General features: G+C 69.2%; 15 protein-coding genes and 1 pseudogene. 9 read left to right on the top strand and 7 right to left on the bottom strand.

Annotation, left to right across the window (positions count from 1 at the left end; genetic code table 11):
• Nucleotides 1–384 precede the first annotated feature (384 nt).
• Both VF542_RS09760 and VF542_RS09755 read left to right on the top strand, forming a co-directional pair.
• Nucleotides 385–957, top strand: a complete 573-nt coding sequence (locus VF542_RS09760; protein WP_408651511.1) for an SMI1/KNR4 family protein — start codon at nucleotides 385–387, stop codon at nucleotides 955–957.
• A 166-nt stretch (nucleotides 958–1,123) separates the two neighbouring features.
• Nucleotides 1,124–2,281 (top strand): RtcB family protein, encoded by a 1,158-nt coding sequence (locus VF542_RS09755; RefSeq protein WP_408651510.1) that lies wholly within the window; start codon nucleotides 1,124–1,126, stop codon nucleotides 2,279–2,281.
• A 553-nt stretch (nucleotides 2,282–2,834) separates the two neighbouring features.
• Here VF542_RS09755 and VF542_RS09750 read toward each other — a convergent pair.
• The 5 genes and pseudogenes from VF542_RS09750 to VF542_RS09730 all read right to left on the bottom strand — a co-directional run.
• Nucleotides 2,835–3,707, bottom strand: a pseudogene (locus tag VF542_RS09750) (alkaline phosphatase family protein); the annotation flags it as partial.
• Between the two features lie 264 nt (nucleotides 3,708–3,971).
• The gene (locus VF542_RS09745) at nucleotides 3,972–4,520 is read right to left on the bottom strand and encodes a DinB family protein (RefSeq protein WP_408651509.1); all 549 of its coding nucleotides are present in this window, start codon (nucleotides 4,518–4,520) and stop codon (nucleotides 3,972–3,974) included.
• Nucleotides 4,513–5,025 carry a GNAT family N-acetyltransferase gene (locus VF542_RS09740; protein WP_408651508.1) on the bottom strand — a complete coding sequence of 171 codons (513 nt, stop codon included), beginning with the start codon at nucleotides 5,023–5,025 and terminating at the stop codon, nucleotides 4,513–4,515. Before VF542_RS09740 ends, VF542_RS09745 begins: the two co-directional genes overlap by 8 nt.
• A complete protein-coding gene (gene fgd / locus VF542_RS09735; protein WP_408651507.1) occupies nucleotides 5,025–6,044 on the bottom strand; it encodes a glucose-6-phosphate dehydrogenase (coenzyme-F420) in 1,020 nt (339 codons plus the stop codon). Before fgd ends, VF542_RS09740 begins: the two co-directional genes overlap by 1 nt.
• Nucleotides 6,045–6,144: 100 nt before the next feature.
• A complete protein-coding gene (locus tag VF542_RS09730; RefSeq protein WP_408651506.1) occupies nucleotides 6,145–6,597 on the bottom strand; it encodes a PPOX class F420-dependent oxidoreductase in 453 nt (150 codons plus the stop codon).
• 325 nt (nucleotides 6,598–6,922) lie between these two features.
• On the opposite strand from VF542_RS09730, the gene ctaD reads away from it, so the two are divergent.
• A complete protein-coding gene (gene ctaD / locus VF542_RS09725; RefSeq protein ID WP_408651512.1) occupies nucleotides 6,923–8,620 on the top strand; it encodes a cytochrome c oxidase subunit I in 1,698 nt (565 codons plus the stop codon).
• Between the two features lie 31 nt (nucleotides 8,621–8,651).
• On the opposite strand, the gene VF542_RS09720 is transcribed toward ctaD, so the two are convergent.
• Both VF542_RS09720 and VF542_RS09715 read right to left on the bottom strand, forming a co-directional pair.
• Complete coding sequence (locus tag VF542_RS09720; RefSeq protein WP_408651505.1) at nucleotides 8,652–9,224, bottom strand: dienelactone hydrolase family protein; 573 nt, start codon at nucleotides 9,222–9,224, stop codon at nucleotides 8,652–8,654.
• Between the two features lie 125 nt (nucleotides 9,225–9,349).
• Nucleotides 9,350–10,648 carry a nicotinate phosphoribosyltransferase gene (locus VF542_RS09715; protein WP_408651504.1) on the bottom strand — a complete coding sequence of 433 codons (1,299 nt, stop codon included), beginning with the start codon at nucleotides 10,646–10,648 and terminating at the stop codon, nucleotides 9,350–9,352.
• A gap of 40 nt (nucleotides 10,649–10,688) precedes the next feature.
• Between VF542_RS09715 and clpS the strand changes: the two genes are divergently transcribed.
• From clpS to VF542_RS09685, 6 genes are all read left to right on the top strand, one after another.
• A complete protein-coding gene (gene clpS / locus VF542_RS09710; RefSeq protein ID WP_408651503.1) occupies nucleotides 10,689–10,994 on the top strand; it encodes an ATP-dependent Clp protease adapter ClpS in 306 nt (101 codons plus the stop codon).
• 10 nt (nucleotides 10,995–11,004) lie between these two features.
• Nucleotides 11,005–11,457: a DUF2017 family protein gene (locus VF542_RS09705; RefSeq protein ID WP_408651502.1), complete on the top strand. Its 453-nt coding sequence runs from the start codon at nucleotides 11,005–11,007 to the stop codon at nucleotides 11,455–11,457.
• 215 nt (nucleotides 11,458–11,672) lie between these two features.
• Complete coding sequence (locus VF542_RS09700; RefSeq protein ID WP_408651501.1) at nucleotides 11,673–12,101, top strand: Mov34/MPN/PAD-1 family protein; 429 nt, start codon at nucleotides 11,673–11,675, stop codon at nucleotides 12,099–12,101.
• 70 nt (nucleotides 12,102–12,171) lie between these two features.
• Nucleotides 12,172–12,507, top strand: coding sequence for a MoaD/ThiS family protein (locus VF542_RS09695; RefSeq protein WP_408651500.1), 336 nt, complete (start codon nucleotides 12,172–12,174; stop codon nucleotides 12,505–12,507).
• Complete coding sequence (locus VF542_RS09690) at nucleotides 12,504–13,475, top strand: PLP-dependent cysteine synthase family protein (protein WP_408651499.1); 972 nt, start codon at nucleotides 12,504–12,506, stop codon at nucleotides 13,473–13,475. The genes VF542_RS09695 and VF542_RS09690 overlap by 4 nt, the downstream gene beginning before the upstream one ends.
• Before the next feature lie 54 nt (nucleotides 13,476–13,529).
• Nucleotides 13,530–14,053, top strand: a 524-nt coding sequence (locus VF542_RS09685; protein WP_408651498.1) for a rhomboid family intramembrane serine protease, incomplete at its 3' end; no start/stop codon positions are given.

Raw genomic sequence — 14,053 nt, 5'->3', positions numbered from 1 at the left:
CCCGCCCAGGAAGCCGGTGGCCAGCAGCGGCAGCAACGGCCGGGACAGCCGGTCGTCGCCCTCCTGCACCAGCCGGTCGAAGGCCTCTTCGATCTCCGGTTCTTCACGGGAGCCGACCGGTGCGGTGAGGGTGGGCGCGTGTGCGGACGGTAGTCGCATCTGTTAACCCCTGAGTGCCATGTCGATGCTCGCTGGTCGCTCAGTTCGCCGTCGTCCCATCGAGCCTACCCACGGCCCGAGCCGTCCAGGCGACCCGTGCCCGCCGCACTCAGTCGACAGCGCCGCGCACCTGGCCCTGATGCCGGACGCGCACCTAGTTGTCATCCCGACATCGCACAACTGCACGTTGAGGCGAGCAACACCGTCATCGGGCATGATCGCCGCATGGCTGAGCTTGTTGATCGGGCCGTCGAGCGCCTGAGGGTCGCGAGGGTGCGACTGGACCCCGGCCTCTCGGACACCGAAGTGTCACGCGTTCAGGAGCAGCTCGAATTCGAGTTCGGACCCGAACACCGCGAATTGCTCCAATCGGTGCTGCCCACTGGCGAGGCCGCATGGCCGAACTGGCGATCCGGATCGCTGGATGACCTGCGGAGTCGACTCAACTGGCCGGTCGACGGTCTGCTCTTCGACGTGCACGACAACGGGTTCTGGCCGTCGTCCTGGGGACAGCGACCCGACACCCGCGAGGACCGGGAGTCCCGCGCCCGGGATCAGTTAGCGCACGTCCCGCGCCTGATTCCGCTCTACTCGCATCGCTACCTTCCCGCCGACCCCGCACACCGCCCCAGCCCGATCTTCTCGGTGTACCAGGCCGACGTCATCTACTACGGCGACAACCTCGTTGACTACATCGCTCACGAGTTCAAGGTTCCTCCCCTGGAGCCTTCGTCGAACCGCGCACGCGTCCCCTTCTGGTCCGACCTTGCCGAAGGTGCCGAGAGTCGCGACCTTTAGCCTCGCCGTCGGCAGCGCTGGGGCCGTCCAGCGTGTGAGAGCGCGCCGACAAGGGGCGCGACGTCCTCGTCGCGCAGCCGTCTCATCGAGCCTACCCACGGCCCGAGCCGTCCAGTCGACCCCGTGCCCGCCGTAATCGGTCGACAGCGCCGCCACAATGGTGATCATGGAGCAGATCAACAAGCGGCTGTACAACTGGGCATCGATCCTGGAAGAGGGAACCCGGGCCCAGGCGGTGGCGACCAGCCAGATGCCGTTCATCTTTCCGCACCTGGCCCTGATGCCGGATGCGCACCTGGGCAAGGGCGCCACCGTCGGCTCGGTCATCCCGACGATCGGCGCCATCATGCCGGCCGCGGTCGGCGTCGACATCGGCTGCGGCATGATCGCGGTGCGGACCCAGTACCGTGGCGCGGACCTTCCAGCGGACCGGGCCGCGCTGCACGCCGCGATCAGCGCGGCGGTGCCGCTGTCGGCGGGCAAGTACAACACCTCCATCACGTCCTCGGCGCAGCCCCGGATCGCCGAGCTCGAGGAGCTGTCCGGTGCCGACCAGGCCACTGCCGGCAGCCCGAACTGGCGGCTGCAGCTGGGCAGCCTGGGCTCGGGCAACCACTTCATCGAGGTCAGCCTCGATGAGGCCGATCAGGTATGGCTGTTCCTGCACTCCGGCTCGCGCGGGGTCGGCAACAAGCTGGCGGTCAAGCACATCGGCGTTGCCCAGGAGCAGTGCCGGCGACGGTACGTGAGCCTTCCCGATCGCGATCTGGCCTACCTGGTCGAGGGCGAGCCCGAGTTCGACAGTTACCTGCGCGCGCTGCGCTGGGCACAGCGGTTCGCCTACCTCAACCGCGAGGAGATGATGGACCGGGTGGTCGGCGCCTTCGAGCGCTGGCAGGGGCCGGTCCAGCGGCTGGAATCGGTCAACTGTCACCACAACTACACCGAGCAGGAGACCCATCTCGGCAAGCTGGTGTGGCTCTCACGCAAGGGCGCGATCTCGGCCAAGGCCGGCGAGGCGGGCCTCATCCCGGGCAGCATGGGCACCGCGTCCTACGTCGTCACCGGCAAGGGCAACCGGCTCAGCCTGTGCTCCTCGCCGCACGGCGCGGGGCGCAACTACTCCCGCACCGCCGCGCGCAAGCGATTCAGCCGCGCCGATCTGGACGATCGGATGGCCGGCATCGCCTGGGGCCGTTCCAACGCCTTCCTCGACGAACATCCCGACGCTTACAAGGACATCGACGTCGTGATGCGCGACGCCACCGACCTGGTCGAGATCCGGCACACGCTGCGTCAGATCGTCAACGTCAAGGGCGACTGACCGCCCCGTCCCTTGCCTGACCGCGCCGTCCTCAACTCACGTTGAGGCCGGTGCGGTCGAGGTAGAAGGACGTCTGCCGGGAGGAGTTCTCCGCCGCGGTGAAGGTCACCGTCAGTTGGCGGCCGGCGTAGTCCGACACGTCGTAGCTGAAGCGCTGGTAACCACTGGTCTCGTCCCGGTTGGACAGGGTGTCCAGGGTGGCGAGCACCGACCCGGTCAGGGAGTTCAGTGTCACGCGCAGGGTGTCGTTGTCCACCCGCTTGCGCTCGGCCGAGTCGATGTCCAGATAGAAGCTCAGTACGGCGTGGCAGCCGGCCGGGATACTGACCGCCTGGCTGAGCGTCTGGGTTTCGGTCGTCCCCTGGCCACCCAGCAAGGCCATCCAGCTACCGCCGTATGCCTGCTGGTCGGAGCTCTCGTGCACGACGACGCCGCTGCTTGCGATCCAGGGCGCGGCGACGCCGCTCTCGAAGCCGGAGTTGAGAAGCAGTTGCGCCGCTGTGCAACCCGGGTCGGGCGCAGGAGGAGTGGGGCTGGTGGTGGGGTCACCGGTGCCCCAGACGTCGGTGATCGGGGTGGCGCTGGCACTGGCGCCGGCGTGCGGCAGGTCGTAGGCGTCTTCCAGGGTGCGCAGGACGTTGTAGTGGTTGATGTGCTCGGAATAGCTGCCGGGCTTGACCGGAGCGCCCACGAACACCGTCGGAATCCGGTTGCCCGAGCTGTTGTCGTCCTCGTCGAAGGTCAGCACCAGCAGGCTGTTGTGGGTCTTGGCCCACTGCGCGTAGCCGTCGAAGTGGTCGCGCAGCCAGGTGTCACCCTGGGCGACGGTGCCGTCGTGCATGTCGTTGTTCAGGTTCGGGGTCACGAACGACACCGTGGGCAGCTGGGTGTAGTCGCTGGGGAAGGCGTTCAAGGTCAGGTTGGATGACGCCGGGACATTGCTCCAGTTCACCCATGGGCTGTGCTTGCGGGCGTAGGCGCCGCTGCTGCACCCGGTGTAGCCGTCGTAGGGCATCGACTCCGAATAGCCTTTGAATGTCAGGCCATCGGCAATCAGCTCGGATCCCAGGTTGGCCGTGTTGAAGGTGTGCGGGCAGGAGTTGTCGGTCACGCCCTGGGTGGAGCCGGAGAACAGCGCCAGGTAATTGGGCTGGCTGGGGTGCGTGATGGCGTAGGACTGGGTGAAGTTCGCGCCGCTCTGGGCGAGGGAATTGATGTAGGGCGCCGCCGAATTGCCGATCACATCGGTGTTGGAATGGTTCTCCATGACGACCACGACGATGTGGTCGGGACGTGGAACGGCGCTGGTGGCGGTGGCGGCCGGTGAGACGACGCCGCTGAGCAGGACGACCGCCGAGACGGACGCGACCGCGGAGGCAGACACGGCCGTAGCGATGGTGCGCAGGGACAATGGGATCAAGGGCATGGGCAGAGCTCCTCATGGGGTCGGTCCTACCGTGCCCGTGGCACGGCCTGAGCACAAGTGCCCTGCCCGTTAAATTTGGTTGGAGATTGGGGTTTAAAGCATGAGGTGAACTCGAATGCCTCGGGCCGGGGCGGAGTCCGTAGGGCGAGTGCATGGTGAGTAAATGGATGTTGGTGAGGGTATGGGCAGCAGCTCTAGATGATCCCGTTTCCAGCGGGGTTGTTCACCAGCACGCCGAGCCGGTGCCGAGCCAGGCACCCACGCCTACCGCGGGTCCTCGCCGACCAGGCCGTCCCCCGATTCCCGGATCAGGTCCGCATGCCCGACATGGCGGGCATACTCCTCGACCATGTCGATCAGCAGCCGGCGCAGGCTGGGCACTCTGCCGTCCGGCCAGGCAACGCGGGACAGCTGGTCCAGGCCCTCCCCGGCCAGCGCCTCGGCGACGATCGCCCGGGACCGCGACACCGCGTCCTGCCACGTCGTGAACAGCTGCTCGGCAGTGTCGTCAGCGGCTGAGTGCCACTCCCAGTCGGGGTCCTGTTCCCAGTCCACGGTGTTCCACGGAGGTCCCAGTTCCCGCCCGAGGAACTTCTCGCCGAACGTGTGGTCCTCCACCAGGGCCAGGTGCTTCAACAGCCCGCCCAGAGTGACGCTCGAGACGCCCACCGTTGCCCGCAGGCCGGCCGGGTCCAGCCCTGCGCACTTCCACGCCAGGGTGGCGCGCTGACGGTCCAGGCCGCCCAGCAACGTGTCGATCTCGTTGCCCGCCGGGGGCGGTCCGACCCGGCTGTGTTCCTCGCCGTCAGCCATCGCTGCCTGCTGGCTCCACTGCGCGGCCCAGGGCTGACAAGGCATCGCCGCTGAGCCGGAACGTCTGCCACTCGTCCAACGGGCGGGCGCCCAGGGCTTCGTAGAAGCGGATCGCGGTCATGTTCCAGTCCAGCACCGACCATTCCAGCCTGCCGAAACCGCGCTGGCAGCTCTCAGCGGCGAGCGCTGCCAGCAGCCCCCGGCCCAGGCCGCGGCCGCGGTACTCCGGCTGGACGTACAGGTCCTCCAGGTAGATCCCGTGGCTGCCCTTCCAGGTCGAGTAGTTCAGGAACCACAGCGCGCAGCCGACGACGGTGTCCCCGACCTCGGCCACGTGGCCGAACAGGGCCGGCTGCGGCCCGAACAGCGCCCTGCGCAACTGGCCGCGGCTGAGCTGGCACTCCAGGGGCGCCCGCTCGTACGCGGCGAGTTCGTGCACCAGGCCGACCACGGCGGCGAGGTCGGATTCGCGGACCCGCCTGATGCCGGTGCCGGGCACCGGCATCAGCCGAGCTTGCGCAGCAGCGGCAGGACCTGCTCGCTGAAGGCGGACAGGAACCGGGACTGGTCGTGACCGGGGGCGTGGAAGACCAGGTGGTTGAAGCCGTAGTCCAGGTACGGCCGGATCGCGGCGACGGCGGTCTCGGGATCGCTGGCCACGATCCACCGGCTGGCGATCTGCTCGATCGGCAACGCCGCGCCCGCGGCCTGCATCTCGACCGGGTCGTGCAGGCCCTGCTTCTGCTCCGCGGTCAGCGACAGCGGCGCCCAGAACCTGGTGTTCTCCAGCGCCTGGTCCGGATCGGGATCGTAGGACAGCTTGATCTCGATCAACCGGTCCAGCTGGCCGAGTTCCCGGCCCGAGGCGGCCAGCCCTTCCTTGACGGCGGGCATCAGCTTGTCCTGGTAGAGCTCGGGACCCTTGCCGGAGGTGCAGATGAAGCCGTCCCCGGCCCGGCCGGCGTACTTGGCGACCACCGGCCCGCCGGCTGCGATGTAGATCGGAACGCTCCGCTCGGGCCGGTCATAGACCGTCGCGTCGGTGCACTGGTAGTACTCGCCGTCGAAGGTGACCCGCTCCTCGGTCCACAACCGGCGCATCAGCTGCACCGCCTCGCGCAGCCGGGCGAAGCGCTGCTTGAAGTCCGGCCACTCCAGCCGGGCCACCGCCACCTCGTTGAGCGCCTCGCCGGTGCCGATGCCCAGCATCACCCGGTCGGGGTACAGGCAGGCCAGCGTGCCGAAGGCCTGGGCGATGATCGCGGGGTTGTACCGGAAGGTCGGGGTCAGCACGCTGGTGCCGAGCTGCACCCGGCTGGTGCGCTCGCCGACCGCCGCCAGCCAGGACAGCGAGAACGGGGCGTGCCCGCCGTCGTGCTGCCAGGGCTGGAAGTGGTCGGAGATCATCACGCTGTCCAGGCCCCGCTGCTCGGCCTCGACCGCGTAGTCCAGCAGTTGGCGCGGCCCGAACTGCTCCGCCGAGGCCTTGTATCCGATCTTCAACGACCCACCCGTCGACGACATCGCGCTGCCCTTCTCACCGAAACGCTCTTACCCGAAACGCTCTTACCCGGAACGCCCGCCCGCTACCCGACACCGCTGGCGCCAACACCCCGGCTGTGGCTCAGCCGCCGGCCAGTCCGTAGACCCGGCTCACCGGAAGCCGCAACAGCACCCGCTGGTCGTCCACCATCGTCTGCCGGAACTTCTGCCAGTCCGGGTGCTCGCCCTGGACCTCGCGGTAGTGCGCGACCAGCTCCTCGACGGTCTCATCGTGCGGGTCGGCCGCCACCGGGCTGAGTTCGGCGATCCCCTCGGCGACGGCGTAGGACCAGAAGTCCGCGGCGCTGACGTGCAGGCTTGCTCGCGGGTCCCGCTGCAGGTTGCGGTACTTGGCCCGGCCGGTGGTGATCGAGATCCTGATCACGCCGCTCTCGGGCGCATCGGGGTCAGCGGTGAAGGCGTAGAGGACGTTGGACAGCTGCGGCCGCCCGTCGGACTTGACGGTCGCCAGCACCCCGTGCTGCCGCGCCGCGATCAGCTCGACGAGCGGGTCGTGGCCCTGGATGGCTGTCATTCTCGTTCCTCCCGCCGGTGGTGGCCGGTGCCGGCCTGCCTCAACCGTAGGCCCACCGCACCGCGATCGCAGGACCGCCCCGGTCCGGCTCCCCGGGAAACGCCCGCCGGGCCGGTGCGCCAGGATGCCGGTGCGGTAGCTATCCTGCTGATGCAGCAGACGCCCAGCAGGTGGCGGACGGCCGGGCTCTGTGACGACATCGTCTGAGCCGGAGGCTGGATTGACCACCACTGCAGATCGCGGCTCCACCGCGAGCCCGCTCGACCTCGAGCCCTCGCCGATCGTCAGCCGGCCCTACCCGGCCGACCCGGCCGCCAGCGGCTCGATGTTCCTGCAGGTGTTGCGCACCACCGATCACAAGCTGATCGGCCGGATGTACATGGTCACCTCGTTCGCGTTCTTCCTCCTCGGTGGCCTGATGGCGCTGGTGATGCGCGCCGAGCTGGCCCGTCCCGGCATGCAGTTCCTGACGGCCGAGCAGTACAACCAGCTGTTCACCATGCACGGCACGATCATGCTGCTGTTCTTCGCCACCCCCAGCGTGTTCGCGTTCGCCAACCTGGTGCTGCCGCTGCAGATCGGCTCGCCGGACGTGGCGTTCCCGCGGCTGAACGCCTTCTCCTACTGGCTGTACCTGTTCGGCGCGACCGTTGCCTGCCTGGGCTTCTTCACCCCCGGCGGTGCGGCCGACGGCGGCTGGACGTTCTACCTGCCGCTCAACGACATGGCCAACTCACCGGGCATGGGCACCGACTTCTGGATCCTGGGGCTGGCGGTGTCGGGTCTGGGCACCATCCTCGGCGGCGTGAACATGGTGACCACGGTGCTGACGCTGCGGGCACCCGGCATGACGATGTTCCGGATGCCGATCTTCACCTGGAACATCCTGGTCACCTCGCTGCTGGTGCTGCTGGCCTTCCCGATCCTGACCGCGGCACTGCTGGTGCTGTGGGTGGACCGGCACCTCGGCTCGCAGGTGTACGCCGCTGCCAACGGCGGCCCGGTCCTCTGGCAGCACCTGTTCTGGTTCTTCGGCCATCCCGAGGTCTACATCCTGGCGCTGCCGTTCTTCGGGATCGTCTCCGAGATCTTCCCGGTGTTCGCCCGCAAGCCGCTGTTCGGCTACAAGGGGCTGGTGCTGGCGACGCTGTCGATCGGCGCGCTGTCGCTGACCGTCTGGGCGCACCACATGTTCGCCACCGGCGTGGTGCTGCTGCCGTTCTTCTCCTTCCTGTCCTTCCTGATCGCGGTGCCGACCGGGCTCAAGTTCTTCAACTGGATCGGCACCCTGTGGCGCGGCTCGATCACCTTCGAGTCACCGATGCTGTTCTCGATCGGGTTCCTGGTGACCTTCCTGTTCGGCGGCCTGACCGGCGTCGTGCTGGCCAGCCCGCCGGCCGACTTCCACGTCTCGGACAGCTACTTCGTGGTGGCGCACTTCCACTACGTGCTGTTCGGCACGATCGTGTTCGCCGCCTACGCCGGGGTCTACTTCTGGTTCCCGAAGTTCACCGGCCGCTACATGGACGAGCGGCTGGGCAAGCTGCACTTCTGGCTGACCTTCTTCGGCTTCCACACCACCTTCCTGGTGCAGCACTGGCTCGGCGCGGAAGGGTTTCCCCGGCGCTATGCCGACTACCTGCCCGGCGACGGTTTCACCACCCTGAACACCATCTCCAGCATCGGCGCGTTCCTGCTGGGCGCCTCGATGCTGCCGTTCCTCTACAACGTCTACACCTCCTACCGGTTCGGCGAGCTCGCGACCGCCGATGACCCCTGGGGCCACGGCAACTCCCTCGAGTGGGCCACCTCGTGCCCGCCGCCGCGGCACAACTTCATCTCGATGCCGCGGGTCCGCTCCGAGCGCCCGGCGTTCGAGGCGCACTACCCGCACCTGATCCCGCAGCTGGAGCGCGAAGCCCACGCCGACAAGAAGCACCGCGCCGTCGAGTCGGCCGGCCAGGCCGCGGTCGGCGGCGAGGGCTCCCGCCAGGGGCGCCGCGACCCCGACCCCGGGCGCTAGCTAACCGCCGGGGGCGCTGGCGCCGAGCCGGCTAGCGCTTATCGAGGAAGTCGAGCACCCGCTCGGTGAGCAGCGCGGTGGCCTCGGCGTCATAGGAGGGCAGCGAGCTGTCGGCGAAGTAGTGCTGGTCGCCGGGGTAGAGGAACAGCCGGCCGTCCTCGGCCTCCTCGACCAGGGCCCGGGCGGCGTCGATGTCGCCCTCGCCGACGAAGATCGGATCGGCGTCCATGCCGTGGATCTGCACCGGCACCCCGGCCGGCCACGAGCCGAACTCCGATGTCGGGACGCAGGAGTACATCAGCAGCGCCCCGCCGGCCCCGGGCCGGGTCTGGGCCAGGTACTGCGCCGGCAGCACCCCCAGCGAGAAGCCGGCGTACACCAGCTCGGCGGGCAGCTCCTGAACCGCCCGGACGCCGCACTCGATCACCTCGCCGAACCCGATCTGCTCGGCATGGGCCACCCCCTCCTCGAGGGTCGCGAAGGTGCGTCCCTCGAACAAGTCGGGCGTGTGGACGGTGTGCCCGGCCCGGCGGATCTGATCGGCGAAGGCGAGGACCCCGGGGGTCAGTCCTAGCGCGTGGTGGAACAGCACAACTTCAGCCATCGGCACTCCCCGCAGCTCCACATCGCCGGCAGCACCACATCGCCGGCAGCTCGACATCACCGTCGCTGCTGACCTTACCGACGGTCGCCGACATGGTGGCAAGTGCCTTTTCCCGCAGCCCGCGCCTACACCACGGTGACCGACAGGCCGGGCTCACCGGCGGACAGCTTGAGCGCCTCCCAGGGCAGGGCGGTCATGGCGGCCCGGTGATGCGCGCGCGAGTCCTGCAGGCTGGGGTCGGCGACCTGCTCGCCCGCGCGCAGCACCGGCACGCTCAGCAGCCGGTCGCCGGCTTCGGGCTCGAAACCGGCCCGTCGCTGCACCACCAGATCCTCGGTGGCCGTGCCCGATGCCCGGTGCCGCCGGTAGCCGAGCTTGGCGCCGCCGGAACTGGCCTTGTTCTCGCTGCGCTTGGTCACCGGCCGGCCGTCCACCTCCACCAGCTTGTAGACCAGGCCCGCGGTCGGGGCGCCGGAGCCGACGACCACCGCGGTGCCGGCCCCGTAGGAGTCCACCGGCGCGGCACCGAGCGCCGCGATCGCGAACTCGTCCAGGTCACCGCTGACCACGATCCGGGTTCCGGTGGCACCGAGCCGGTCCAGCTGGGCACGCGACTGGTACGCCATCACGGCGAGGTCGCCGGAATCGATCCGGATCGCTCCCAGCTTCGGCCCGGCGACCTCGATGGCGGTCTCGATGCCGCGGCTGATGTCGTAGGTGTCGACCAGCAGGGTGGTGTCGATGCCCAGCGCGTCGAGCTGGGCGGCGAAGGCGGCCCGCTCGCTGTCGTGCAGCAACGTGAAGGCGTGCGCGGCGGTGCCGGTGGTCGGAATGCCGTAGCGGGCCCCGGCGGCCAGGTTCGAGCTGGCCTGGAAGCCGACCAGGTAGGCGGCCCTGGCACAGGCCACCGCCGCCTGCTCGTGAGTTCGCCGGGAGCCCATCTCGATGATCGGCCGGCCGCCGGCGGCCACCACCATCCGGGCGGCCGCGGCGGCGATCGCGCAGTCGTGGTTGAGCACCGACAGGATCAGGGTCTCCAGCACCACCGCCTCGGCGAAGCTGCCCGTCACGCTCAGGATCGGCGAGTACGGGAAGTACGGCTCACCCTCGGCGTAGCCGCTGATGTCGCCGGTGAACCGGTACTCGGCCAGGTAGCCGGCGGTGCGCTCGTCGATGACGCCGGCCGCTCTCAGCCGGTCCAACTCCTCGGTTGAGAACCGGAAGTTCCTGATCGCCGGGAGCAGCCGGCCCAGTCCCGCCGCCACTCCGAACCGGCGGCCGGCGGGCAACCGGCGGCCGAACACCTCGAAGGTGCAGTGCCGCTCGGCGGTCCCGTCGGCCAGTGCGGCAGCGAGCATGGTGAGCTCGTACTGGTCGGTGAACAGGGCGGTGGACTCGGCGGGTGACTCCAGTGCGGCGGGCATGCCTGAGATCGTGTCAGAGCCGGCGTGCCACCATGGAGGCATGTCCACGCCGACCTTCACTCCGCAGCGGGAGGCGGTCGCCGACCAGCAGGCGGACGAGACCGCCGAGGCTGACCGTCCCTGGGTGACCGTGGTCTGGAACGACCCGGTGAACCTGATGTCCTACGTCACCCACGTGTTCATGAAGGTGTTCGGCTATCCCGAGGAGAAGGCCACCGCATTGATGCTCGACGTCCACCACAAGGGCCGGGCCGTGGTGTCCTCAGGCCCTCGGGAGCGGATGGAAGGCGACACGGCCACCCTGCACGGCTACGGCCTGTGGGCGACCATCCAGCACGACTCCTGACCGGGCGCCGATGAAGGTACGCCGCAAGGCCGCAGTGCTGCGGGTCGACCTCACCGAGGCCGAGGCAGCCGTGCTGGCGGGGATGCTCGATGACCTCGCCGACGCCCTGGCCGAGCCGGATCCGAGCGATCCGGTGATCCAGCGGCTCTATCCCGACGGCTACAGCGATGACGACGAGGCGTCCCGGGAGTACCGGGAGCTGGTCCAGGGTGACCTGCAGGCCGACCGGATCAGCCGGTTGCGGGCTTGCCGAGCCGAGCTGCCCGCCGGTGCCGGCCGGATGGCACTGGACGACGAGGCCGTCGATCGCTGGCTGCGGGTGCTCAACGACCTCCGGCTGGGGCTGGGGACCCGGCTCGGCGTCACCGAGGAGGCCGACCTCGACGAGAGCCAGCCGGCGGTGCAGATCTACGCCTGGCTCACTGCGGTGCAGGACCTGCTGGTGACGCACGCCCTGCCGTGACGCGCGCTGCTCCCATCGAAGGAGGCCCACCGGGTCCGGATGCCATCGTTGGCCTGGTAGCAGCGAATCCTTCGGCGAGCCGCCCTGCTGAGCGGCCACCGATCTCCCGAGGAGGCCATGCCTGATCGCGAGGAGGCCATGCCTGATCGCGAGGAGGCCCTGCCCGACTTCGGGTGCGGTGCAGGCGGCTGAGCCGGCCCGATATCGTGAGGACTGTGCTGATCCTGCCCACGGCGATCTACCAGGCGATCCTCGCCCATGCCCGCCGGGACCATCCGGACGAGGCGTGCGGCGTGGTCGCGGGCCCGGCCGGCTCGGACCGCCCGGAGCGGCTGATCGAGATGGTCAACGCCGCCGGGTCGCCGACCTTCTACCAGTTCGACTCGATGGAGCAGCTCAAGGTCTGGCAGGCGATGGACCAGGCCGACGAGGAGCCGGTCGTGATCTATCACTCGCACACCGCGACCGAGGCCTACCCGTCGCGCACCGACATCAACCTGGCACAGGAACCGGGCGCGCACTACGTCCTGGTCTCCACCGCCGACCCGGACTCGATCGAGTTCCGGTCCTACCGGATCGTTGACGGCGTGGTCACCGAGGAGCCGGTAGAGCTGATGGAAAGCCCCGGCCCACCCACCGGGTAGGCATATTGCGGCGGCCTCGATGGTTTGGTTCGGTGTCACCGCAGCACATCGACAGTTTGAAGGAGTTTTGATGGCCGTCGAGGTCAAGATCCCGACCATTTTGCGCACCTACACCGACGGGGCGAAGTCCGTTCCCGGCGAGGGCGGCAACCTGGCCGCCCTGCTCGATGACCTGGAATCCCGCCATGCCGGTCTCAAGGGCCGGCTGGTCACCGAGGACGGTTCGCTGCACCGCTTCGTCAACGTCTACGTCAACGACGAGGACGTCCGGTTCACCGGCTCGCTGGACACCGCGCTGTCCGACGGGGACGCGGTCACCATCCTGCCCGCCGTCGCCGGCGGCAGCCCGGAATCAGAGATCGCCGGCGGCAGCCCGGATTCCGGAATCGCCGACGCGGCACGGTGACCCGCTACGACTCGCTGGCCGACGCGGTCGGCGGCACGCCGCTGGTAGGCCTGCCCCGGCTCTCACCGCGCTGGGACGCCGGCCCCGGCCAGCCGGCGGTCCGGCTCTGGGCCAAGCTGGAGGACCGCAACCCGACCGGCTCCATCAAGGACCGGGCGGCGTTGGCGATGATCGCGGCGGCCGAGGCGGCCGGCCGGCTGACCCCGGGATGCACGATCCTCGAACCGACCTCGGGCAACACCGGGATCTCGCTTGCGATGATCGCCAAGCTCAAGGGCTACGGCATCGTCTGCGTGATGCCGGAGAACACCTCGACCGAGCGCCGGCAGCTGCTGGAGATGTTCGGCGCCCGGATCGTCTCCTCGCCGGCCGCCGGCGGTTCCAACCAGGCGGTGGCGATGGCCAAGCAACTGGCGGCGGAGAACCCCGAGTGGGTGATGCTCTACCAGTACGGCAACCCGGCCAACGCACAGGCGCACTACGACGGCACCGGACCGGAGGTGCTGGCCGACCTGCCTACCGTCACCCATTTCGTCGCCGGGCTCGGGACCACCGGCACCCTGATGGGCGCCGGCCGCTTCCTGCGCGAGAAGGTGCCGGGCATCCAGGTGATCGCCGCCGAACCGCGCTATGGCGAGCTGGTCTACGGCCTGCGCAACATCGACGAGGGCTTCGTGCCGGAACTGTATGACGATTCGGTGCTGACCTCGCGGTTCTCGGTGACCTCCTACGACGCCCTGCGCCGCACCCGGGACCTGGTCGAGCACGAGGGGATCTTCGCCGGCATCTCGACCGGGGCGATCCTGCATGCCGCACTGGCTACCGCCGACCGGGCCCTGAAGGCGGGGGAGCGGGCCGACGTGGTGTTCATCGTCTGCGACGGTGGCTGGAAGTACCTGTCCACCGGCGCCTACTCCGGCTCGCTGCAGCAGGCGGCGGAGAAGCTGGAAGGCCAGCTCTGGGCCTGAGGTAGCGGCCAGTTTTTCCGCTGCCCGGCGACCGGCGGCGGGTAGCCTTGCCCGGTGAGCACACCGTCACCCGGCAGGCCGTCGCAACGCCTGACCCGCAAGCAGCAGCGGCGCCAGGAGCTGATCGACACCAAGCTGCTGAGGAGCATCCGGCCGACCAGGCCCAGCGGCGCCGTCGTGGTGATGGCACTCGCGCTGGCGGTGCTCTGGGTGGTGCTGGGCATCGACGCCGCGTTCGATCACCCGTTGCTGGAGCTGGGCATCAAGCCGCGTCAGCTCGACGGCCTGCCGGGAATCGTGTTGGCACCGGTACTGCACGCCGGTGCCGCCCAGCTGATCGCGCTGTCGATCCCGTTCGCGGTGCTGGGCTGGTTGATGCTGATCTCCGGACTGCGCAACCTGGCCATCGTGACCGGCGCGGCGGCGCTCACCAGCGGGGTGGTCGGCTGGCTGGCCGGGCCCTCGGATCAGGTGATCGTCGGTGTCAGCGGGGTGGTGCTCGGCTGGTTGGGCTACTTGCTGGCACGTGCGGTGTTCGGCCGCCGGGTGCGCTGGATCGCCATCGCGGTGGCGGTGAC

It is taken from the genome of Jatrophihabitans sp. (assembly GCF_036389215.1).
Lineage (GTDB): Bacteria > Actinomycetota > Actinomycetes > Mycobacteriales > Jatrophihabitantaceae > Jatrophihabitans_A.
This window is presented reverse-complemented; position numbering and strand designations above follow the sequence as displayed.

Bases quoted from the DNA above. Each gene is read 5' to 3' on its own strand.
- VF542_RS09720 (WP_408651505.1), bottom strand. From the start codon at position 9,224: ATGGCTGAAGTTGTGCTGTTCCACCACGCGCTAGGACTGACCCCCGGG.
- VF542_RS09740 (WP_408651508.1), bottom strand. From the start codon at position 5,025: ATGCCGGTGCCCGGCACCGGCATCAGGCGGGTCCGCGAATCCGACCTC.
- VF542_RS09760 (WP_408651511.1), top strand. From the start codon at position 385: ATGGCTGAGCTTGTTGATCGGGCCGTCGAGCGCCTGAGGGTCGCGAGG.
- VF542_RS09730 (WP_408651506.1), bottom strand. From the start codon at position 6,597: ATGACAGCCATCCAGGGCCACGACCCGCTCGTCGAGCTGATCGCGGCG.
- ctaD (WP_408651512.1), top strand. From the start codon at position 6,923: ATGTTCCTGCAGGTGTTGCGCACCACCGATCACAAGCTGATCGGCCGG.
- VF542_RS09705 (WP_408651502.1), top strand. From the start codon at position 11,005: ATGAAGGTACGCCGCAAGGCCGCAGTGCTGCGGGTCGACCTCACCGAG.
- VF542_RS09715 (WP_408651504.1), bottom strand. From the start codon at position 10,648: ATGCCCGCCGCACTGGAGTCACCCGCCGAGTCCACCGCCCTGTTCACC.
- VF542_RS09695 (WP_408651500.1), top strand. From the start codon at position 12,172: ATGGCCGTCGAGGTCAAGATCCCGACCATTTTGCGCACCTACACCGAC.
- VF542_RS09745 (WP_408651509.1), bottom strand. From the start codon at position 4,520: ATGGCTGACGGCGAGGAACACAGCCGGGTCGGACCGCCCCCGGCGGGC.
- fgd (WP_408651507.1), bottom strand. From the start codon at position 6,044: ATGTCGTCGACGGGTGGGTCGTTGAAGATCGGATACAAGGCCTCGGCG.
- clpS (WP_408651503.1), top strand. From the start codon at position 10,689: ATGTCCACGCCGACCTTCACTCCGCAGCGGGAGGCGGTCGCCGACCAG.
- VF542_RS09755 (WP_408651510.1), top strand. From the start codon at position 1,124: ATGGAGCAGATCAACAAGCGGCTGTACAACTGGGCATCGATCCTGGAA.